Source organism: Allocoprococcus similis (genome assembly GCF_054660775.1).
On the sequence record NZ_BAAHSG010000007.1, the window covers coordinates 163,419 to 184,262 of the forward strand.

The 20,844-nt window shown below is 44.1% G+C and carries 24 protein-coding genes; 17 read left to right on the forward strand and 7 right to left on the reverse strand.

Going from position 1 to position 20,844, the window contains the following annotated elements; all coding sequences use genetic code 11:
• The first annotated feature begins 16 nt into the window (after window positions 1–16).
• Window positions 17–853, forward strand: coding sequence for an MBL fold metallo-hydrolase (locus tag ACYQ5K_RS04550; RefSeq protein ID WP_459777297.1), 837 nt, complete (start codon window positions 17–19; stop codon window positions 851–853).
• Between the two features lie 63 nt (window positions 854–916).
• Here the strand turns inward: ACYQ5K_RS04550 and ACYQ5K_RS04555 are convergent, their stop codons facing one another.
• Window positions 917–2,335 (reverse strand): aspartate ammonia-lyase, encoded by a 1,419-nt coding sequence (locus ACYQ5K_RS04555; RefSeq protein WP_459777298.1) that lies wholly within the window; start codon window positions 2,333–2,335, stop codon window positions 917–919.
• Window positions 2,336–2,725: 390 nt separating this feature from the next.
• On the opposite strand from ACYQ5K_RS04555, the gene ACYQ5K_RS04560 reads away from it, so the two are divergent.
• The 10 genes from ACYQ5K_RS04560 (at window position 2,726) to ACYQ5K_RS04605 (ending at window position 10,048) form a co-directional block, all read left to right on the forward strand.
• Entirely contained in the window at window positions 2,726–2,941 is a 216-nt protein-coding gene (locus tag ACYQ5K_RS04560; RefSeq protein WP_173688139.1) for a ferrous iron transport protein A, read from the forward strand.
• Window positions 2,942–3,129: 188 nt separating this feature from the next.
• Window positions 3,130–3,975 carry a hypothetical protein gene (locus ACYQ5K_RS04565; RefSeq protein WP_173688140.1) on the forward strand — a complete coding sequence of 282 codons (846 nt, stop codon included), beginning with the start codon at window positions 3,130–3,132 and terminating at the stop codon, window positions 3,973–3,975.
• A gap of 100 nt (window positions 3,976–4,075) precedes the next feature.
• Complete coding sequence (gene yqfC, locus ACYQ5K_RS04570) at window positions 4,076–4,318, forward strand: sporulation protein YqfC (protein WP_022219963.1); 243 nt, start codon at window positions 4,076–4,078, stop codon at window positions 4,316–4,318.
• A gap of 15 nt (window positions 4,319–4,333) precedes the next feature.
• A complete protein-coding gene (locus ACYQ5K_RS04575; protein ID WP_195230366.1) occupies window positions 4,334–5,584 on the forward strand; it encodes a sporulation protein YqfD in 1,251 nt (416 codons plus the stop codon).
• Between the two features lie 3 nt (window positions 5,585–5,587).
• Window positions 5,588–6,595 carry a PhoH family protein gene (locus tag ACYQ5K_RS04580; RefSeq protein WP_173688142.1) on the forward strand — a complete coding sequence of 336 codons (1,008 nt, stop codon included), beginning with the start codon at window positions 5,588–5,590 and terminating at the stop codon, window positions 6,593–6,595.
• Window positions 6,592–7,086: an rRNA maturation RNase YbeY gene (ybeY, locus tag ACYQ5K_RS04585; protein WP_008370797.1), complete on the forward strand. Its 495-nt coding sequence runs from the start codon at window positions 6,592–6,594 to the stop codon at window positions 7,084–7,086. The genes ACYQ5K_RS04580 and ybeY overlap by 4 nt, the downstream gene beginning before the upstream one ends.
• Before the next feature lie 23 nt (window positions 7,087–7,109).
• A complete protein-coding gene (locus tag ACYQ5K_RS04590) occupies window positions 7,110–8,780 on the forward strand; it encodes a putative polysaccharide biosynthesis protein (protein WP_173688143.1) in 1,671 nt (556 codons plus the stop codon).
• Between the two features lie 96 nt (window positions 8,781–8,876).
• On the forward strand, window positions 8,877–9,239 hold the full coding sequence (locus ACYQ5K_RS04595) for a hypothetical protein (protein WP_173688144.1): 363 nt from the start codon (window positions 8,877–8,879) through the stop codon (window positions 9,237–9,239).
• A 52-nt stretch (window positions 9,240–9,291) separates the two neighbouring features.
• Window positions 9,292–9,513 (forward strand): DUF896 domain-containing protein, encoded by a 222-nt coding sequence (locus tag ACYQ5K_RS04600; RefSeq protein WP_173688145.1) that lies wholly within the window; start codon window positions 9,292–9,294, stop codon window positions 9,511–9,513.
• On the forward strand, window positions 9,491–10,048 hold the full coding sequence (locus ACYQ5K_RS04605; protein WP_173688146.1) for a 5-formyltetrahydrofolate cyclo-ligase: 558 nt from the start codon (window positions 9,491–9,493) through the stop codon (window positions 10,046–10,048). Before ACYQ5K_RS04600 ends, ACYQ5K_RS04605 begins: the two co-directional genes overlap by 23 nt.
• A 134-nt stretch (window positions 10,049–10,182) precedes the next feature.
• Here ACYQ5K_RS04605 and ACYQ5K_RS04610 read toward each other — a convergent pair whose 3' ends face one another.
• The gene (locus ACYQ5K_RS04610; protein WP_008370792.1) at window positions 10,183–10,662 is read right to left on the reverse strand and encodes an S-ribosylhomocysteine lyase; all 480 of its coding nucleotides are present in this window, start codon (window positions 10,660–10,662) and stop codon (window positions 10,183–10,185) included.
• A 396-nt stretch (window positions 10,663–11,058) separates the two neighbouring features.
• On the opposite strand from ACYQ5K_RS04610, the gene ACYQ5K_RS04615 reads away from it, so the two are divergent.
• Window positions 11,059–11,691, forward strand: coding sequence for a histidine phosphatase family protein (locus ACYQ5K_RS04615; protein WP_173688147.1), 633 nt, complete (start codon window positions 11,059–11,061; stop codon window positions 11,689–11,691).
• Window positions 11,692–11,822: 131 nt separating this feature from the next.
• On the opposite strand, the gene ACYQ5K_RS04620 is transcribed toward ACYQ5K_RS04615, so the two are convergent.
• Complete coding sequence (locus tag ACYQ5K_RS04620; protein ID WP_173688148.1) at window positions 11,823–12,824, reverse strand: LacI family DNA-binding transcriptional regulator; 1,002 nt, start codon at window positions 12,822–12,824, stop codon at window positions 11,823–11,825.
• Between the two features lie 208 nt (window positions 12,825–13,032).
• Here ACYQ5K_RS04620 and ACYQ5K_RS04625 point away from each other — a divergent pair, with 208 nt between their 5' ends.
• A complete protein-coding gene (locus ACYQ5K_RS04625) occupies window positions 13,033–14,316 on the forward strand; it encodes a galactokinase (protein ID WP_022220631.1) in 1,284 nt (427 codons plus the stop codon).
• 144 nt (window positions 14,317–14,460) lie between these two features.
• Window positions 14,461–15,951, forward strand: coding sequence for a UDP-glucose--hexose-1-phosphate uridylyltransferase (gene galT, locus ACYQ5K_RS04630; protein ID WP_173688149.1), 1,491 nt, complete (start codon window positions 14,461–14,463; stop codon window positions 15,949–15,951).
• 143 nt (window positions 15,952–16,094) lie between these two features.
• Here galT and ACYQ5K_RS04635 read toward each other — a convergent pair whose 3' ends face one another.
• Window positions 16,095–17,735 carry an ABC-F family ATP-binding cassette domain-containing protein gene (locus ACYQ5K_RS04635; RefSeq protein WP_022220629.1) on the reverse strand — a complete coding sequence of 547 codons (1,641 nt, stop codon included), beginning with the start codon at window positions 17,733–17,735 and terminating at the stop codon, window positions 16,095–16,097.
• A gap of 177 nt (window positions 17,736–17,912) precedes the next feature.
• On the opposite strand from ACYQ5K_RS04635, the gene ACYQ5K_RS04640 reads away from it, so the two are divergent.
• Both ACYQ5K_RS04640 and ACYQ5K_RS04645 read left to right on the forward strand, forming a co-directional pair.
• A complete protein-coding gene (locus ACYQ5K_RS04640; protein WP_173688150.1) occupies window positions 17,913–18,770 on the forward strand; it encodes a patatin-like phospholipase family protein in 858 nt (285 codons plus the stop codon).
• 12 nt (window positions 18,771–18,782) lie between these two features.
• The gene (locus ACYQ5K_RS04645; protein ID WP_173688151.1) at window positions 18,783–19,187 is read left to right on the forward strand and encodes a secondary thiamine-phosphate synthase enzyme YjbQ; all 405 of its coding nucleotides are present in this window, start codon (window positions 18,783–18,785) and stop codon (window positions 19,185–19,187) included.
• A gap of 1 nt (window position 19,188) precedes the next feature.
• On the opposite strand, the gene ACYQ5K_RS04650 is transcribed toward ACYQ5K_RS04645, so the two are convergent.
• The 3 genes from ACYQ5K_RS04650 to ACYQ5K_RS04660 all read right to left on the reverse strand — a co-directional run bounded on the left by ACYQ5K_RS04650 (window position 19,189) and on the right by ACYQ5K_RS04660 (window position 20,465).
• Window positions 19,189–19,923 (reverse strand): tRNA pseudouridine synthase A, encoded by a 735-nt coding sequence (locus ACYQ5K_RS04650; protein WP_195230369.1) that lies wholly within the window; start codon window positions 19,921–19,923, stop codon window positions 19,189–19,191.
• A 63-nt stretch (window positions 19,924–19,986) separates the two neighbouring features.
• A complete protein-coding gene (locus ACYQ5K_RS04655; protein WP_459777299.1) occupies window positions 19,987–20,289 on the reverse strand; it encodes a hypothetical protein in 303 nt (100 codons plus the stop codon).
• Between the two features lie 2 nt (window positions 20,290–20,291).
• Entirely contained in the window at window positions 20,292–20,465 is a 174-nt protein-coding gene (locus tag ACYQ5K_RS04660) for a hypothetical protein (protein WP_459777300.1), read from the reverse strand.
• Window positions 20,466–20,593: 128 nt separating this feature from the next.
• Here ACYQ5K_RS04660 and ACYQ5K_RS04665 point away from each other — a divergent pair, with 128 nt between their 5' ends.
• Window positions 20,594–20,830 (forward strand): hypothetical protein, encoded by a 237-nt coding sequence (locus tag ACYQ5K_RS04665; protein WP_173688155.1) that lies wholly within the window; start codon window positions 20,594–20,596, stop codon window positions 20,828–20,830.
• Window positions 20,831–20,844 lie beyond the last annotated feature (14 nt).

Consider the following 20,844-nt stretch of genomic DNA (forward strand, 5'->3'; position numbering starts at 1 on the left):
AAAGAGGCTGATTCATATGAAGATGGTAGTATTAGTAGAAAACAGTTCCAGATGCAGACTTTGTGCAGAACATGGGCTGTCGGTTTATATCGAATATGAGGGGAAGACGTACCTTCTGGATACTGGCGCAACAGCGCTCTTTGCAGAAAATGCAAAGGAGCTGGGGATTGATCTTTCAGAAGTAGACACGGCGTTTTTATCCCATGCACATTATGACCACAGTGGCGGTTTTGAGGAGTTTTTTAAGGAGAATGACAAAGCAGCGGTCTATATGCAGGAGACGTCTGATGAGAACTGCTTTTACCGGACAGAAGGAAAAGATAAGTATATTGGAATTCCGCAGCATCTTCTGGAAAATTATAAAGAGCGGTTCCGTCCGTTAAATGCAGTCTGTGAAGTTGAAAAAGGTGTCTGGGTCGTGCCGCATTTTACCGGCGGTCTGGATGAGGTGGGACGCAGGGCGCACATGTACCGGAAAATCGGTGGAGAGTTTATTGCAGATGATTTCGCACATGAGCAGAGTGTGGTTTTTGAGACAGGAAAGGGACTGGTGATATTTAACAGCTGTTCCCATGGGGGAATCGTCAATATTGTGCGGGAAGTGCAGATGGCACTCGGCGGACAAAAGGTCTATGCGGTTGTCGGTGGATTCCATATGATGAAGCTTTCGGGCATGGATACACTTGCCATACCGGAGGAAGAGGTTGTGAAAACTGCGCAGGAATTGAAAGGGCTTGGTGTAGAGGAAATCTATACCGGTCACTGTACCGGAAATATTGCATTCAGGATCCTGAAAAAAGAACTTGGCGAAATGGTACATGCGCTTGGAACAGGGGAAACGGTGGTATTTTAAATGAAGGAAGTCCCAGGATTTATCACGGGAAATGAGTTGATAAATTCTGGGGCTTTTGTCTTGTTACATTGCTTCTTTTATGAGTACGACTTCAGGTTCGGTCATTGCATAAGCATCCAGAACTTCATCCAGTTCGTCTGCCTTGATCAGATTTTCTTCCAGAACCAGCTCCCGTACAGTTTTTCCGGTTTTCAGAGCTGTTTTCGCGATTCTTGCGGAGGTTTTATATCCCAGATACGGGCAGAGGGCGGTTGCGATTCCGGCACTGCTTTCCATCAGGGACAGGCATCTTTCGCGGTTTGCCGTGATTCCGCTGATACAATTGTCGATCAGAGTAGAGACAGCCTCCTGAAGGGTGCTGATCGATTCGAACAGGTTATAGAATACGACAGGCTCAAAAGCATTGAGTTCCATCTGACCTGCTTCAGCAGCCATTGTGATGGTTGTATCGTGACCTACGATATGGAAAGCGACCTGTGTGACGACCTCCGGAATGACCGGATTGACCTTTCCGGGCATGATGGAGGAGCCATTCTGACGTGCAGGAAGGTTGATCTCGCCAAGTCCTGTTTTTGGACCGGAAGAGAGAAGCCGGAGATCGTTGCACATTTTGGAGAGATCTATGGCACAGGTCTTTACGGCACCGGATATGGCAACGAATCCGTCCAGATTCTCTGTGGCATCAAACAGATCATCTGCCTGTTTCAGAGGATAGCCGGTTACTTTTTTGAGTTTCGGGACAATGTTATGAAGGTAGATTTCAGAGACGTTGATGGCACTTCCAATCGCAGTTCCGCCAAGATTTACGGTATACATTTCATGAGAGATGCTGCGGATACGTTCTACATCCCGTCGTACCATAGAGGAATAGCTGTGAAATGTCTGACCAAGACGCATCGGAACGGCATCCTGCAGCTGTGTTCTTCCCATTTTCAGAACATCATCAAATTCTTCGCTCTTTTCTGTGAGGCAGACGGCAAGCCGGTCAAGTTCCTTTGTGAGAGGCTTTAACAGATCGAGAACAGTCAGCTTTCCTGCTGTCGGAATCACATCATTGGTTGACTGAGCCATATTGACATGATCGTTAGGGTGGACCAGCAGATATGCGCCCTTTTTCCCACCGAGAATTTCTTCGGCACGATTTGCGATCACTTCATTTATATTCATATTTGCACTGGTTCCGGCACCGCCCTGAATTGCATCAACAATAAATTCGTCACGAAATTTGCCTTCTACAATTTCATCGCAGGCTTTGATGATGGCGGATGCTTTGGTAACAGGAAGTCTGAGAGCACTCCGGTTGGTCAGTGCGGCGGCTTTTTTTATTTTTGCCAGGTTCTGAATGAAAAGTGGATGTAACTTGTTTCCTGTGATCGGAAAATTCTGCTTTGCGCGCAGGGACTGGACACCGTAGTATGCATCTACAGGGACCTCCATTTCTCCAATTGAATCTGATTCCATTCTCATTTTTTCTAAATTCATAATGATTCCTCTTTCTGCATGTCTGTGCTGCTGTTGTCATTTCATATTTTCGACGTTGTCGATAGTGGGAGGATAGCACGTTCAAAATTTCTTGTAAATACAAGGTGGAAAGTTCCGTTGTTTTTCAATTTTTCAGACAAAACTGCTTAAAAAATGTAAATTTGTTTTCTCATATGTTTTATAAATTAAGTTTTTGAGATGCACGGATAATATAGTTGCAAACTTATAGTGGGGGTTTAAAACAGAAGTTGAATTCTGAAAATAATTGTTAAATGCGGCTAATTCAATAGAATTGTGTATATAATAACTAAAAAACATTGCTGTTGACTAACTAATATGAAAGCGGGTATACTGTAGGAAAGTCAAAGGAGAAAAAAAGAAGGTGTAAAAATGCAGGCATTATCAACAGCTGTTCCGGGAAAACGGTACACGATCAAATGGATGTTCGGAGTGCCGGAGGTGCTGGAAAAATTAAAGGAATTCAAAATCAAAGAGGGCAGCGAAATCCATGTGATCCAGAATGATGCCAGTGGTATGATGATCATAGCATCTGACCAGAAGCGGTTCGCTATCAGCCAGGACGCCGCAGCGAGAATTCAAGTATAACAAAGAAATAAAAAATCGATCTTACAATCACAGGAAAAGTAGGATCGATTTTTTGTATATCCGGATCATGGATGAGCCAGTCTGTTCGATTTTATAAAGTTTTCACAGAATAACGGATTGTTTTCGGCTGCGATTGACGATATAATACCTTTATGTAACAAAATACAAGCGCGAAAGAGGGAAAACAAATGTTAGAAATTATTTGTCTTATATGGCTTTGGCGTGTGAATGGAAAGCACGCGATAGAAAGAGGACAGAATCCAAAAAAATATCGTGCATTGACACTGGGATTGTGGTTTGGCCTTGAATTTACCGGTACTTTTGTCGGGGTCTGGCTGATGCAGCTTTTAAATGCAGGTGATAATGCATTTTACGGGGCATATGTTTTTGGAATTATCGGAGCTGCAATTGGCGGTTTCACTTCTTACTGGGTTGCAAAAAAAGCACCGATGGGAAATTACAGACCAGAAGACCAGCCAGATGGATGGAATAATCAGTCAGGTGGATGGAATCAGAACCAGAACGGCTGGGATAATCAGCAAAATGGCTGGAACCAGAATCAGAACGGCAGGGATAATCAACAGAATGGCTGGAACCAGAATCAGAACGGCTGGGATAATCAGCAAAATGGCTGGAGCCAGAATCAGAACGGCTGGAACAATCAACAGAATGGATGGAATCAGAATCAGAACAGCTGGAATAATCAACAGAATGTCTGGGGACAGCCACAGCAGGAACCGGATTGTCTTTTTGCTCCGGCAACGATCCGTATTATCGAAGAAGAGGGCGGTTATACCGGCGGACAGGATGCATTTTTCTTAAATGGCAGGCCTATCTGTTCTCTGCGGCCGGGCAGTGAATATACCTTTATAACTTACGCAAAGAAAAATGTGCTTACGATTGGCAGACCGACACCGGAACCGTCAGATGAGACAACAGTATTAAAGTTTATCGCCGGAGAAAAAGGTCAGATTGAAATTCATGCATGTGCGGGAAGACTGATCCCGGGAAAATTCAGCAATTATACAGCATAGGAATATTATGTGGTTCTGGAGCATACACTGTCAACAAAACGGTATATGCGGCAATATGAGACAGAGATCCGAACAAGAAGACGGGACACGAAGGTATCGCATGGCAGATGCAGCAAATTTGCCGAAGGATGTGGTGCTGGGTGTCCCGATTCTGACTCTTACAGGGCATTATGAAGTGAATATAGAGAATTACCGTGGAATTCTGGAATATACCGAACAGCTGATCCGCATAAACGTACGTAGTGGGCAGATTCGCATCACAGGGAAATCACTTGAGATCAACTACTATACGACAACCGATATGAAGATTACCGGAAAGGTAGAGAAAATTGAGTATTCTTAGGAAGGGATGACGAAGATGCTGCGATATATTCTGAATAATCTTGCCGGATACCTGCGCATCAGAGTCGAAGGATATTCACCGGAACGTTTTTTAAATCTTTGCTGTTATCATGGGATTTTTCTCTGGAATCTGAGACCGGCAAAAGGGGCATATGAGATGAATATCCGCGTCCGGGATTTTCGCAGACTGCGACCACTGGTAAGGAAGAGCAGGGCAAAGGTACGAATCACCCAGAAAAGAGGAGTCCCGTTTTTTATACATAAATACCGTGGACGGAAGCTTTTTTTTACAGGAGCGGTCATCGCAATCTGTCTGATCTTTCTGCTTTCTTCTTTTATATGGAAGATTCAGATTGATGGAAACCTTGCAAGGACAGATGAGGTTTTGCTTTCTTTTCTGGCAGAAAAGGGAATTGCCTGCGGAATGGCAAAAAAGAATGTAGACTGTGACCGGATTGAAAAAGATATCCGTATGGAATACGATGATATTATCTGGGTTTCAGCTTATGTTCATGGGAGTTGTCTGAAGATTAAAGTCAGGGAGAATCCTGACCGGAAGGAACTGCAGACAGAATCTGAGGCGGAAGCACCGATGGATATTGTGGCAGAAGCGGATGGAATCATTCAGAAGATCATTACACGAAAAGGGGCTCCGCTTGTCCGGGAAGGCAGTGAGGTAAAAAAAGGAGAGATCCTTGTGAGTGGGAGTGTGGAAGTAAAGAATGATTCAGATGAGGTGGCAGGATACCGGTACCAGGTATCGGATGCAGACATAATAGCACAGACAACGGTTGCGTATACAGATATTCTTGACAGGCTGCATCCGATATGGAAAGATACCGGCAAGAAGAGCTTGAGGCTCTGGATAGAAACACCGGGGAGGCTGTATCTTTTTGGCAGACGGGAGCTGCCTTACCCGGAATATAATGCACTGACCTGCAGATATACCCTATATCTGGAGAGACATTTTCCGTTTCCGGTCTCGGTAAGGGTTGAACAGAGCAAAGAGAGCAGGAAAGAGGAGATTTCTTATACAGACAGGGAAGCAAGAGAAATTCTGTCTTATAATTTTGAGAAGTTTTGCGCCCGATTAGAGAAAAAAGGGGTTCAAATTTCAGAGAATGATGTTAAAATATACAGGGAGACGAACCAGTATTCGGCAAAGGGGGAACTGGTTTTATCCGGACCGTTCGGAACTTTACAAAAAGGAACGGTACATGAACTGCCGAAGGCAGATGAAGAAAATATACAGCAGGAAGGAAACTGATTTATGGGAATTCTTGAGACCATGATAGACATACCGGCTGACCATGAAAAAAATGTGTTTGGCCAGTTTGATATATTTGCAAAAAAAATTGAGAGAGCCTTACATGTTACACTGATCGCGCGGGATGGAAAGGTGAAAGTTCTTGGGGAAGAAAAGAATGTTGAGAGGGCGCAGCAGGTATTGTCGCAGCTTACCGAGCTTTCCAGACGCGGGAACACGATCCAGGAGCAGAATGTAGACTATGCCCTGTCCCTTACGATGGAAGACAGTACGGAAGATATTCTGACAATTGATAAAGACCTGATCTGTCATACACTTCAGGGAAAACCAATCAAACCAAAGACGCTCGGACAGAAGAAATATGTGGATGCGATCCGGGAAAAGATGATCACCTTTGGTCTTGGCCCTGCCGGAACCGGTAAAACTTATCTGGCGATGGCAATGGCGATCACGGCATTCAAACGCAATGAAGTGGGGCGTATCATTCTGACACGTCCGGCAATTGAAGCAGGAGAAAAGCTTGGCTTTTTGCCGGGAGATCTGCAGAGCAAGATCGATCCATATTTAAGACCACTTTATGATGCACTTTATCAGATCATGGGAGCAGAAAGCTTTATCAAGAATTCAGAAAAAGGGCTGATCGAGGTTGCACCTCTTGCCTATATGCGAGGCAGAACCCTTGACAACGCGTTTATTATTCTGGATGAAGCACAGAATACCACACCGGCGCAGATGAAGATGTTCCTGACACGTATTGGTTTTGGATCCAAAGTCGTGATCACCGGAGACTCTACACAGAAAGACCTTCCGGCAGGACAGACATCCGGACTTGATGTGGCAGTGAATGTAGTAAAGAATCTGGAAGATATTTCGATTTGCCGTCTGACCAGCCGGGATGTTGTCAGACATCCGCTGGTACAGCGAATTGTTAAAGCGTACGAGGAATATGAGCAGAAGCAGGAACAGAAAAAATCCCACACTAGGGACAGAAAGAAACGAGGAACAAGATGAGACTATTTTTAGAGGATGAGGGAGCATTGGATTTAAAGCTGCCTTATGAAGAACTGGCGACAAAAGTAGCAGATGCAGTCCTGGATTATGAGAAGTGTCCGTATGAGGCGCAGGTAGAACTTCTTCTTACGATGAACGAAGAGATCCGGCAGATGAACCTGGAATTTCGCGGAATCGACCGTGCAACCGATGTCCTGTCATTTCCGATGACGGAATTCCCGTCACCGGCTGATTATGCATATCTGGATACAGATGACAGTTCATTTGATCCGGAGACCGGAGAACTGATGCTCGGCAATATTGTGATTTCCAAAGAGCGTGCAAAAGAGCAGGCAGAAGAATATGGCCATTCGGTAGAACGTGAATTTGCTTTCCTTATTGCGCACAGTATGTTGCACTTGTTAGGTTATGACCATATGGAAGATGAAGAACGGCTCGTGATGGAAAAGAAACAGCGGGAAGTTCTGGAGATGCTGGGAATTACAAGATAGATAAAAGTATGAGGTTATAACGTATGGGTAAAAAGAAAAAATCAAAGGGCGGCAGCTTTCTGATGCAGGGAAGCATCCTTGCGGCAGCCGGTATTATCACAAAGATCATCGGGGCAGTATACCGGATCCCGATGCTCAATATTATGGGGCTTAAAGGACAGGGCTATTATGATATGGCATTTCAGGTGTATTCTATTGCTCTGATCATTTCGTCTTACAGTCTGCCGGTTGCGGTATCAAAGCTGGTGTCTCTCAAAATGGCGGCAGGAGAGCGGAAAAATGCATTCAGGGTATTGAAGACATCGCTGATTATAGCTACGCTGTCTGGTGTCACGATCATGGTGATCGTATTTTTTGGAGCAGAGGCGATCGCAGAATATCTGATGGGAGCCAAAATGAGCTGCTATTCTTTGAAGGTGCTTGCTCCCGGACTTCTGATCTGTGCGATTATGGCAGTTTTTCGTGGCTATTTCCAGGGAATGGGAACGATGATCCCGACTGCAATTTCGCAGATCATTGAACAGCTTCTCAATGCGATTGTCAGCGTTGTAGGTGCAGCCGTTCTTCTGGAAAATGGAAAACAGATGGCTAAGGTGCAGGGGAATAACCTTTTAGGACCAGCCTATTCCGCAGCAGGAGGGACACTTGGTACAGTAGCCGGTGCGCTGATCGGTCTGTTGTTCTTACTGTTCTGCTATGTGGCATTCCGCAAGCCGATGATGCGGCAGATGAAGCGGGATACCTCGACAGAACTGGATGATTACCATGCGATTTTCAAGATCCTGATTCTGACGATCGCACCGATCATTTTAAGTACAACGATTTATAACAGTGCAAATGTTATTGACAGTGCTATGTTCAATAAGATCATGGGTGCACAGGGAACCAGTGAGGCGGTCTGTGCAGAGCTTCTTGGTAAATTAGGACAGTATTATACCCTGTTCAACGTACCGCTTGCCGTTGCGAGTGCATTGGGATCATCTGTGATCCCGGGGCTTGTAAGCGCGGCAGAGAATCATGACAGAAGACTGTTACATAACCGGATTTACATGGTTATCCGTTATACGATGCTGATCGCGATTCCAAGCGCGTTCGGATTCTTTGCACTTGGTCAGCCGATCATGGATTTCCTGTGGCCGAATGTAGATAATGTAACACAGGGAATTATGCTGAAGGTTGGAGCGATTTCTCTGGTATTTTATTCACTTTCAACCGTTACGAATACAGTGCTTCAGGGTCTGGACCGTATGATGGAACCGGTAAAAAATGCAACGGTATCCCTGATACTACATATTGTATCTCTGTTTATTATGCTTGTTATGTTCAAATGGGGCATTTATGCACTGATTGGAAGTAAGATTGTGTTCTCTTTATGCATGTGTATCATGAATGCACATGATATCCGTGAAGCATGTGGATATCTTCAGGAGAGCCGTAAGACTTTTGCCATTCCGTCTATCGCCGGAGCTGTTATGGCAATTTTGGCATGGGCAGTTCATTTCGTACTTGACACCTTCATCGGAGGAAGAATCGCAACCCTGATCGCCCTCATCGTGGCAGTAGCGGTATACGCAGTCGTTCTCCTCAAAATGGGTGGTATGTCCGAAAAAGAACTCCTCGGTCTCCCGAAAGGCCACCAGATTGTAATAGTCTGCAAAAAATGCCATTTGTTAAAAGAACGCAGATATTACTAAGCTGTGGATGATTTGGTATCACAACCTAAAAGATTTCCCCACAATGAATAAAATCCTCCAAGCAGACCAATACTTGTAGAAAAAGGAGTGTTCCTTATGGAAACAAGATATCATATTGGTCTTTTGACGGGGACTCTTCTGATTCTTGCGATCCTGTCTTATGCATATTACGCGGATTATAATTACAGGAAAGAACTTGCAAGGACAGAACAGACGGAGCAGCAGGAAACAGAACAGACAGTCAGCACTCAGGGTGGTGCACACAAAGAAGGGGTGTATTATCTGAAAAACCGCAACGGATATGTGATCGTTTATCTGGACGACCAGACAAGCATTTATGAATATACGAATATCCGTGTCGAAGAGCTTCCGGAAGAGCTGCAGAAAGAGATCCGGGAGGGAAAGCGGTTAGAGGGAAAAGACAAGCTTTATGGGTTCCTGGAAAATTATTCCAGCTGATTAAAAAAGATAACATTATTATATAGAAAAACAAAGAAGGGACAAAAGAAAAATGGAGACAACAAAAATTGAACGCATTAATGAGTTATATAGAAAATCAAAAGCAGAAGGACTGACAGAGGCAGAGAAAAAAGAACAGCAGATTCTCAGACGGGAATATGTAGATGCGTTCAAAAGAAATCTTCGTGGACAGCTTAATAACATTTCAATCAAGGAAAAGGATGGATCCATTACAAATCTGGGTGAGAAATATGGACAGAAAAAAGGAAATTAGGACAAAAATTCTGAAAATGAGACAGGCACTTCCAAAAGAAGAGGTTCAGGAGAAGAGCCTCCGGATCATGAGACGCATTGAAGAGACAGAGACATTTAAAAATGCAGACAACCTTCTTGCGTATATTGATTTTCGTGGAGAGGTGGCAACCGGAACACTGATCGAGAAGGCATGGGAGCTTGGAAAAAAGGTCTATGTGCCACGGGTAGCGGGAAAAGAGATGGAGTTTTATCGGATACATTCTTTTGGGGATCTGGAAAAGGGGGCTTATGGCATCCTGGAGCCGAAAAAAGAATGTCCTGTTTATGAAGCCGGAGAAGGACAGACTACACTGGCAATCCTGCCGGGAAGTGTTTTTGATAAAAAAAAGAACCGGGTCGGTTATGGCGGTGGATTTTATGATCGTTATTTTGAAAAACGGAAAGATATCTGCCGGATCGCAGTTGCTTATGAAATGCAGATCGTAGAAGAAATTGAGACCGAAGAATTTGATCTTCCGGCAGATTATGTTGCAACGGAAGAGAGGTTCTGGTAGCAATTCCGAAATTCCGAAAGTGTATCATAGAGAGCTTGGTTGAAAACAGAAATGGGAGCAAACATACAGGAACATTTGAAGAAAATCAATGGATAGTATGTTCGGCTCCCATTTTCAGATTCATATAGTAAGGCTTATTCAGGATAAACCAGCTGTTTTTCTGTAATATTTTCCAGAACCTCAGTCAGATATCTTTTTGCCATATAATTTGCCATCGGAAGGTTCATGTCCAGATAGTTTCCGCAGTCTTTTGCAGCAGCTCCCGGTACGTCCCCATTGAAGTCTGCGATAAAAGCAAACATTTCTTTCATCAGAGGAACGATATCTTTTGATTCATAATCACCTACAAGAAGAAGGTAGAAGCCGGTACGGCATCCCATTGGTCCAAAGTAAAGTGTTTTTGATGCGTAGTCCCTGTGGTTACGAAGGAAGGTTGCACCAAGATGTTCGATGGTGTGAACCTCTGCAGTATTCATAACCGGTTCTTCATTCGGATTGGTCATGCGGATATCAAAGGTTGTGATGACCTGTTCGCCGGCAAAATCCTTACGTGAGACGTAAAGTCCAGGAACAAGCTTCAAATGGTCTATTGTGAAACTGGTAATTTTCTCCATAATCAAGTATCTCCTTTTTTGTACTATGTTTATTATGAAATACCAGGGTCAAAAGGTCAGAAAGCCGTTGCAAGCTTGCTTGCAAGAGGTTTTTTGACCTCTTGACCCGCCAAAAACATGAGTAAGTAGCCATTTTTCAAAGAAAAATGAGCGGATTACGAATGTTTTTGAGGATTGCGAGAGTGCAAAGCACGTAGCAATCTGGTATCAAAGGGGTCAAAATACCTTTTGACCCCAACATTATTATAACTGTCATAAAGTTTAATAACAAGCCTTTTGGTGGAAGAAAGGTGAAAAATGTGCTATAATCGTTACTGTTAACTCCCGTGTCAATCGCTATGCTGACTGGCACGGAGGATGCGTGTGTTTTTTATGATAGCAGGAGGAAGCTAAGAGATGAAAATATATATGATCCGTCATGGAGAGACGGACTGGAATAAAAAAAGAAAATTACAGGGACAGGTGGATATTCCGCTGAATGAATTTGGAAAACTACTTGCAAAAGAAACGGCTCCGGCACTCGCAGATGTACCGTTTGCGGTCTGCTACACAAGCCCGCTGAAAAGGGCAGCAGAGACGGCACGGCTCGTCCTGGGGGACAGAGAGGTTCCGATTGTTCCGGATAAGCGGATCCAGGAGATGAGCTTTGGAGAGTTTGAGGGTCTTTGCTGCAGAGAAGAGGGATGGAATATTCCGGATCCTGGATTTCGCAACTTTTTTAATGCACCGGAAGTGTATCAGCCGCCAAAAGGAGGGGAATCCTTCGAAGAAGTGCGGTCACGTCTGAATAATTTTCTGGAAGAGCTTTATCAGAAAGAAGAGCTTCAGGATAAAAATGTACTTTTATCCACACATGGTGCAGCACTTTGCGGGATTCTGAGCCTGATGAAAGGTCTGCCGATTTCCGGGTACTGGCAGCAGGGGGTACATAAGAACTGTGCGGTATCAATCGCGGAAGTGAAAGATGGAAAAATACAAATTTTGCAGGAAAATGTGACTTATTATAAAGAGTCAGTGCAGGACTGGTAGAAAGTTATTTGATGTCCTAAAGGCTTTCTGATGAATTGCTTAACTAAGAAAAACTCCCATCCGGAGANNTCTCCGGATGGGAGTTTTTGATGTCAGATAAAATTCATCGGTATATTTAGGCAGATAAGAATCTATTTTTTAATCGCTTTACACGAATTCCGGACAACCAGCTTACACGGCAGTTTGATCTTAAGTGCAGGTCCCGGATGCTCCCTCAGGAGATGCTGCAGAATAGAAGCACCGTACATTCCCATATGATAAGCCGGCGCACTGACCGTTGTCAGCGGTGGAGCAGAAAACTGTGCCATATTGATATCATCAAAGCCTACGATGGAAATATCCTCCGGAACACGAATCCCGTGTTCGGTAAAGGCTTTGATCGCACCAAAAGCGATCGGATCACTTGCTGCAAAGATCGCCGTCGGCAGTTTGCCGCCGTTGATCAGATTGCATGCCATCTCATAACCAGAAGAAATCTGGAAGACACCCTCCTGGATATAAGGCTCATAAATCAGATCGTGTGCATCACAGTAATCAATAAAGACTTTTTTCCGGTAATCCGGATAGAGATGATTTTCGCCGATATATTCTTTTCCGGTAAAGAAACCGATTTCCCGATGCCCAATCCCGGTCAGATAATCCAGAGCCTCTGTAACTGCCTCACCGAAATCCGGAATGATCGTGGAAATCCGGTCATCGTTTACCGGCATATCCAGGAACAGGATGCACGAATTCATCTCATACAGATAAGAAATTTCCTCCTGGCTGAATTTGCCGATACAGATCAGACAGTCTACATCCTTCAGAACGTTCATGTAATTGATGTCGCTTTTGTAGGTGCGTACAATCTGGATATTGTGTGAGAGGCAGTAATCTTCAATTCCCTGACGGATCAGAAGATAATAATTATCCTCCAGTTCCTGCTGGGAAGAGAACCATTGAACGATCCCAAGGGTAAAAAGTGATTTGACAGAAGGACGTCCGCGCTTTACATAATGCAGCTCTCTTGCAGTATCCAGTACTTTCTGTCGGGTTTCCGGTGAAACATTGAGTGTCTCGTCATTATTCAGTATACGTGAAACTGCTGCGGCAGAAACACCGGCAGCAGAAGCAATATCTTTGATTGTTGCCATAAGCGGCCCCCTTGTTAAAAAATTTCTGATTCTTCTATTATAACAGAGGAGTAAAAAAATGGAAAGTGAAAGAATTATGTAGAACTGTACAAAAATTCACTAGTAAATTTATCGAAATATTTAGTAAATATATATTGCAAATTTACTAAATATATTTTATAATACAATTATCAAAGCAGAATCGAAAATGTATTTGGAGGAAATGAAGATGAAACAGCTTACAAAACTTATGGAAGAAATGAAACAGGGCGTGTACCGTGATACATTAAAAGATATTTATATTGATGAAAGTGTGATTGCACATCAGGAAGAACGCTATGTAAAAGCGATGGCAGAGTATCAGAAATTGTATGGGGACAGAGAAGTAGAAGTATACAGCGCACCGGGACGAAGTGAAGTTGGTGGAAATCATACAGATCATCAGCACGGAATGGTGCTTGCAACTTCTATTAATCTGGATGCGATCGCAATTGTAAATAAAAATGAAGATATGACCGTCCGTGTGGTATCTGAAGGATATGATATGATCGTTATCGATGCAAATGATGTAGAAAAGGTTGACAAAGAAGAAGGGACATCGATCGGACTGATCCGTGGCGTACTTGCAGGACTGAAAGAACGCGGATACAAGATTGGTGGATTCAATGCTTATGTGACAAGTGATGTGCTGATCGGAGCAGGACTTTCCTCATCTGCAGCATTTGAAACAATCATCGGAACCATCGTTTCCGGACTTTACAACGATATGCAGATCAGCATGGTAGAGATTGCACAGATTGGTCAGTATTCTGAAAATGTTTACTTTGGAAAGCCAAGTGGTCTGATGGACCAGACAGCCTGCGCGGTTGGTGGACTGATCCACATTGATTTCAAAGATCCAAAGGCTCCGGTTGTAGAAAAAGTAGATGTAGATTTTGAAAATCATGCATGCAGTCTGTGCATCGTAGATACCAAAGGTTCTCATCAGGATCTGACACCGGATTATGCACAGATTCCGGCGGATATGAAAGCTATTGCAACATATTTTGGAAAAGAAGTTCTCCGCGACGTAGATGAAAAAGAATTTTTCGCAGCGATCCCGGCACTCCGTGAGAAGCTTGGAGACCGTCCGGTGCTTCGGGCTATGCATTTCTTCGGTGATAATGCGAGAGTTGCAGCACAGGTTGCATCCCTTCGCGAAGGAAGATTTGAAGATTTCCTTAATATGATCAAAGCATCCGGAGATTCCTCTTTCAAATATCTTCAGAATGTATATACCAACCGTGACGTGCAGAACCAGGCAGTATCCATTGCCCTTGCAGTCAGCGAAAATGTACTTGGAAACCATGGAGTATGCCGTGTGCATGGAGGCGGATTTGCCGGAACCATTCAGGCATTTGTGAAGAATGATTTTGTAGAAGAGTACAGAAAAGCATTGGATGCAGTATTTGGAGAAGGTTCCTGCCACGTATTAAAGGTTCGTAAATATGGTGGAATGAAAGTAATCGCGTAAACGAAAATATGCTAGCTGTCAAGGTTAGACATAAATACAGATTTTAGTTTGCTATCTGCATAAATAGAGGATGCGGTGCTGAAAAATGTGCTGCATTGAAAATGGATGGATATAAGACGAGCAGAAAGATTTGGAGGAAGAAAAATGATCGATCAGGCAATTACAGAACTGGTACAGTATGGATTAGATACGGGGCTTGTAGCACCGGAAGATAAAATATTTGTTACCAATCAGATTTTAGAGGCACTTGGGCTGGAGTCTTACGAGGAGACACCAGGAAGCAGGGGTGCAGAGGAGCTGGAACAGATTCTGAAGGAGATTACAGATTATGCGGTGGAAAAAGGATTGATTAGTGATTCGATTGTGTACCGGGATCTGTTTGATACAAAAATCATGGGAAAACTGGTCCCGCTGCCGAGCATGGTAAGCCATAAATTCTATGAACTGTATCAGGAAGGACCGAAAAAAGCGACCGATTATTTTTATAAACTCAGTCAGGACAGCGACTATATCCGCAGATACCGGATTAAAAAGGATCAGAAATGGATCACAGAGACACCATATGGGGAAATGGAGATCACCATCAATCTGTCCAAACCGGAAAAAGATCCGAAAGCGATCGCGGCAGCAAAAAATGCCGCGCAGAGCGGTTATCCGAAATGCCAGCTGTGTAAGGAAAATGAAGGCTACGCCGGTCGCGTCAATCATCCGGCAAGACAGAATCACCGGATCATTCCAGTCAGGATTGATGGAAAAGACTGGGGATTCCAGTATTCACCGTATGTGTATTACAATGAACACTGCATCGTTTTCAACGGAGAGCATGTGCCGATGAAAATTGAGCGTGCAACCTTTGCAAAGCTGTTGGATTTTGTCAGCCAGTTTCCACACTATTTTGTTGGCTCCAATGCAGATCTTCCGATCGTAGGCGGATCAATTTTAAGCCATGATCATTTCCAGGGCGGAAATCATGAATTTGCAATGGCAAAAGCTCCGGTTATTAAAGAATATGTGATTCCGGGGTATGAAGATGTGCGCGCCGGAATGGTAAAATGGCCAATGTCTGTTATCCGTCTGCAGTGCAAAGAAAAAGAACGTCTGATCAGCGCGGCTGACCATATTTTGACGTGCTGGAGATCTTATACAGACGAAGCAGCATTTATCTTTGCTGAGACGGACGGAGAACCGCACAACACGATCACTCCGATCGCCAGGATCAGGGATGGGTATTTTGAACTGGATCTTGTTCTCAGAAACAATATTACGACAGAAGAACATCCGCTTGGCGTTTACCATCCTCATGCAAAATTACATCACATCAAGAAAGAGAATATTGGTCTGATCGAGGTAATGGGACTTGCAGTGCTGCCGTCAAGACTGAAAAGTGAGATGGAACAGCTTGCAGATGCAATCCTTGAAGGAAAGGATATCCGCAGCAATGAAGTGCTTGAAAAGCATGCAGACTGGGTAGAAGAATTCCTTCCAAAATATACAGACATTACGAAAGAAAATATCATGGACATTCTCCATGAGGAAATCGGACAGGTATTTAACCAGGTGCTGGAAGATGCCGGTGTTTATAAGCAGACAGAAGAAGGCAGGGCAGCATTTGAACGGTTTATTGGAAGCCTGTAATATAGAGAAAAAAAGAATATACAAGGATAAAAAAAGGACTAAAACTCGGGTGTCGGGCCGAACTTCAATTGTTCGGGGGAACTACCTGAGTTTTAGTCCTGATTTATTATACATTAGTCTAAATGTAATACCAAGATAAATATTTAGTCATCTTGTTCTTCTGTATTCAGATCCAGAATTGCCTGTCTCTTTGCAGCAGTTGCGTCAGACGCAAGGTATTCATCGTAAGTTGTGATCTTGTCGATCATCTTTCCACCCGGAAGAATTTCCATAATACGGTTTGCTGTCGTTTCAACGATCTGGTGGTCTCTTGAAGAGAACAGAAGTACGCCAGGGAACTTCTTCATTCCATTGTTGAGTGCAGTGATGGATTCCATATCCAGGTGGTCAGTAGGCTCGTCGAGGATCAGTACGTTGGCACCGGAGATCATCATCTTGGATAACAGACAGCGTACCTTTTCCCCACCGGAAAGAACTTTAACCTTCTTCACACCGTCGTCACCGGCGAAAAGCATTCTTCCAAGGAAGCCACGTACATAGGTAACATCCTTTTCTTCCGAATACTGAGTCAGCCATTCTACGATGGTATCGTCATTGTCAAATTCTTTTCCACTGTCCTTCGGGAAATATGCCTGTGTAGTGGTGATTCCCCATTTATAAGTACCTTCATCCGGCTCCATTTCTCCGATCAGGATCTGGAAGAGAACAGTTTTGGCAAATTCATTTCCACCGACAAATGCAACTTTGTCATCCCGGTTCAGCGTGAAGGAAAGATTGTCCAGAATCTTTTCCCCATTGATGGTTTTGGATAAGCCTTCGACCATCAGGACTTCATTACCGATCTCGCGGTTCGGTTTGAAATCAATGTAAGGGTATTTACGGCTGGATGGGCGGATCTCATCAAGCTGGATCTTTTCCAGGGCGCGCTTACGGGAAGTTGCCTGACGGGACTTGGACGCATTGGCACTGAATCGTGAAATAAAGTCCTGTAACTCCTTGATCTTTTCTTCTTTCTTCTTGTTGGCTTCTTTCATCTGACGGATCAGCAGCTGGCTGGATTCGTACCAGAAGTCGTAGTTACCGGCGTAGAGCTGGATCTTGCCGTAATCGATATCGGCGATCTGTGTGCAGACCTTATTCAGGAAATAACGGTCATGGGAAACAACAATAACGGTATTATCGAAGTTGATCAGGAATTCTTCCAGCCATGCGATCGCATCCAGATCCAGGTGGTTGGTAGGCTCATCCAGAAGAAGAATATCCGGATTACCGAAAAGTGCCTGTGCAAGAAGGACTTTGACCTTCTGTGCACCGGTCAGCTCGCTCATCATATTGTAGTGAAGTTCTGTCTCAATTCCAAGTCCGTTCAAAAGAGAAGCGGCATCAGATTCTGCTTCCCATCCGTTCAGGGTTGCAAATTCTGCTTCCAGTTCACTTGCCTTGATCCCATCCTCGTCTGTGAAATCTTCCTTGGCGTAGATTACTTCTTTTTCTTTCATGATCTCGTAAAGACGGGCATTTCCCATGATTACGGTATCAAGAACCGGATACTGGTCGTATTTGAAGTGGTCCTGCTGTAAGAAGGAAAGACGTTCGCCTGGTGTGAGGATAACTTCTCCGCTGGTCGGCTCAAGCTGTCCGGAAAGTATCTTAAGAAATGTAGATTTTCCGGCTCCGTTTGCTCCGATCAGACCGTAGCAGTTGCCCTCTGTAAATTTAATATTTACATCTTCAAACAAGGCTTTCTTCCCTACGCGGAGGGTGATATTACTTGTACTAATCATAAAAATTCTCCTTATTCAAATAGAATCATCGTTTCAATTTTTGCATTACGTTCACTATGGTAACATGACTGCACAATTTTCGCAAGAGAATAAGCATTAACATAAGGAAGAATTTGTGGTATACTTATAAATCATACACGAAATATACAGCATGGCAGGACGAAAGGAGCGAGTGTTTTGACAGAAGCAGGACTGGTACTGGAAGGCGGCGCAACAAGAGGCGTATTCACTTCCGGCGCACTGGATTATTTGATGGAAAAGGATCTGTATTTTTCTTATGTGGTCGGCGTATCGGCAGGTTCCTGTAATGCGGTCGATTATGTTTCAAAGCAGATCGGCAGGACAAGGGACTGTATGATCCACAGAGGAAAGGAATACAGCTATTATTACGGACTTAAAGATTTTGTAAAAGAAAGAAGTCTTCTGGATATGGATATGGTATTCAATAAATATCCGAATGAACTCTTTCCGTTTGATTTTGATACTTATTTTTCAAATGATATGACCTGTGAGATCGTGACAACCAATTGTCTTACGGGAAATGCCGAATATATGACCGAAGAGAGCGACAGAGACCGGCTGATGAAGATCTGCCGCGCCAGCAGCAGTATGCCACTTGTATGTCCGATCGTAAATGTAGACGGGATTCCGTATCTGGATGGTGGACTTGCCGATTCCATTCCGGTAAAGCATGTGCAGGAAAAGGGAATAAAAAAAATAGTCCTTATTTTGACGAGACCGGAGGGCTACCGCAAAAAACCGACTTCCAAAGCGGTCGGTAAGTTATACCGGAAGATGTACAGTAAATATCCGGAACTTGTCCGTACCTGTATCCGTAGACCAGCGATGTATAACCGGACAGAAGAGTATATAGAAAAGCTGGAAAAAGAAGGGAAGATCTTCGTCCTTCGCCCGGAAATGAAGCCGGTATCCAGACTGGAGAAAGATTATGATAAGCTGATGGCTTTCTACGATCATGGATATGAACTGATGAAAAGAGAGCTTTCGAGACTTGAGGCTTATCTGGAAAAATAAGGAGGTGTGCATATGCATCTGTACGAACATCAGATTGCGACAAACGCATCACAGCAAATGACAAAGGTAACAGGAATGGTAAGGGAAGACATCGAAAAAAGCGGTGTAAGAGAAGGGATTGCTGTGATCTTCTCACCACATACGACAGCCGGATTTACGATCAATGAAAATGCGGATCCGGATGTGGTACATGATATGTTGTGTGGTTTTGAAAAAGTATTTCCGACAGAACAGTTCTTCTACCAGCATGCAGAAGGAAATTCGCATGCACATATGAAGACGACGATGGTCGGACCGTCACAGACGCTGATCATCCATGATGGAGAGATCGTCTTTGGTATCTGGCAGGATCTGTATTTCTGCGAGTTTGACGGACCAAGAAACCGTACCTTTTATGTGAAGATCATCGAAGGATAGATCAACGGAGCTGTACATCTGTCAGGGTGAATGCATGCGAAGGACAGGCGGGAGCTGCTGATTCTACACCAGCAAGAGTCAGCGTAGTTCCGTCTGTCTTTTTTTCTTTTCCTGCAGTGAGAATGCTGCCGGCAAGAAGCTGTGGCATATGCCTGAGAAAACTATTTGCAGTCAGCTGAATCTGTATCAGTTGGCCTTTGCGGTTAATTTTGATCGTTTCTACAGTGCGCACTGTACTTTTTTTAGTACGTCCGTTTGAAAATGCGGCAAAGTCATGCGTACCGGTAAGAAGCTGCGCTGCCTGCCGCATGGCTTCCAGGTCAAGAGACTCGGTTACAACACAGGTGTACGGACGGGAAAATAATGCTATGGCAGGATCTGTGGCGATCCGGCAGGTATAGGTGCAGCTTTTTGCCGCGAGAGAAGCCACAAAACGTTCATCTGCGATTTCCAGTGAAGTGACTGCGATATCTGCCGGAAGAGCTGCGTTTAATTTCATTTTTAACAGTTCTGTATTGCCTGAAAAAGATTCTTTTTCTAATTGAAAACTTACAATCTGATGTGCTGCGTGAACACCCGGTTCTGTCTTTACGGCAGCAAAAAGCTGTGTGGACTGTCCGGTTACATCCCTGATCGCCAGTGTAAGCTTTGATTCGATGCTGGCGCTTTTTTTCTTTGTGGAAAAGCCCGGATAGCGGGTTCCGTCGTATTCTATGGTAAGTTTGATCGTTGTCATAAGCTCCTCCTGAAGTGCATTTCTGCCGTTCATTATAGCATTGATTGACGGGCAAGGCAATTTTTATCGCCTTCCGGTACCCGGTGGCTGTTTTCCTGCCTGTATTGCCCGGATCATCTGCACCATCTGGTCAATCTGTGCCTGCTCCTCTTTACTTTTCCCTTCTTTGATCACTGAAAGAATCAGCGAAATTTCATCAGGGGTAAACCGGATTCCCCGTTTATTCGCGCCGGTGATCAGCGACATCATCACCGGTACCAGCGCTTTCCCGTTCTTGCCACCGGCTTTCATCGCCGCTTTCCGGATCAGCTCCTGTTTCAGCGGATCCAGATTCGCAAGATCCGGATGCTCCATCCATTCGTTCATTTTCATCCATCCTTTCTGTCTGAAATCCACTCATCATATCCGGCATATCCTGGGCTGCCTGAAATCCACTCATCATATCCGGCATATCCCGGGCTGCCTGAAATCCATTCATCATATCTGCCATATTTGCAGGATCTCCAAAGTCCATCTCTTTCATCATTTCCATCATCTGCCATATTCCGGAAAAGGAATCGAACATTTCTCTTTTTTCAGGAGAAAGATAGGGTACAACTGCTTCAAACATGCTGCCCGGATCTTTCTCCTGCTTTCGCAGCCGCCCTCTGCGGTTATGATAATAAGGAGGTTGGAAACAGTAAAAGGCATTCATAAGTTCCGCAAGTTTCACATAAATGCCAGCTATACGCTGAACGTGATCGGGCAGATAGGGAAGAATGATTTTGACAAGCTGAAGAAAATCATTCGTGAGAGACTCGTCAAATGGCGTCATGACAAGGGGCGGTTTCTTTTCCATATGTCCTCCACGGTTCAGCGTTATAAATATATATGTAAAGAAGACGGAAAATATGAGATCCACATATAATAAAGCAAAGGAAG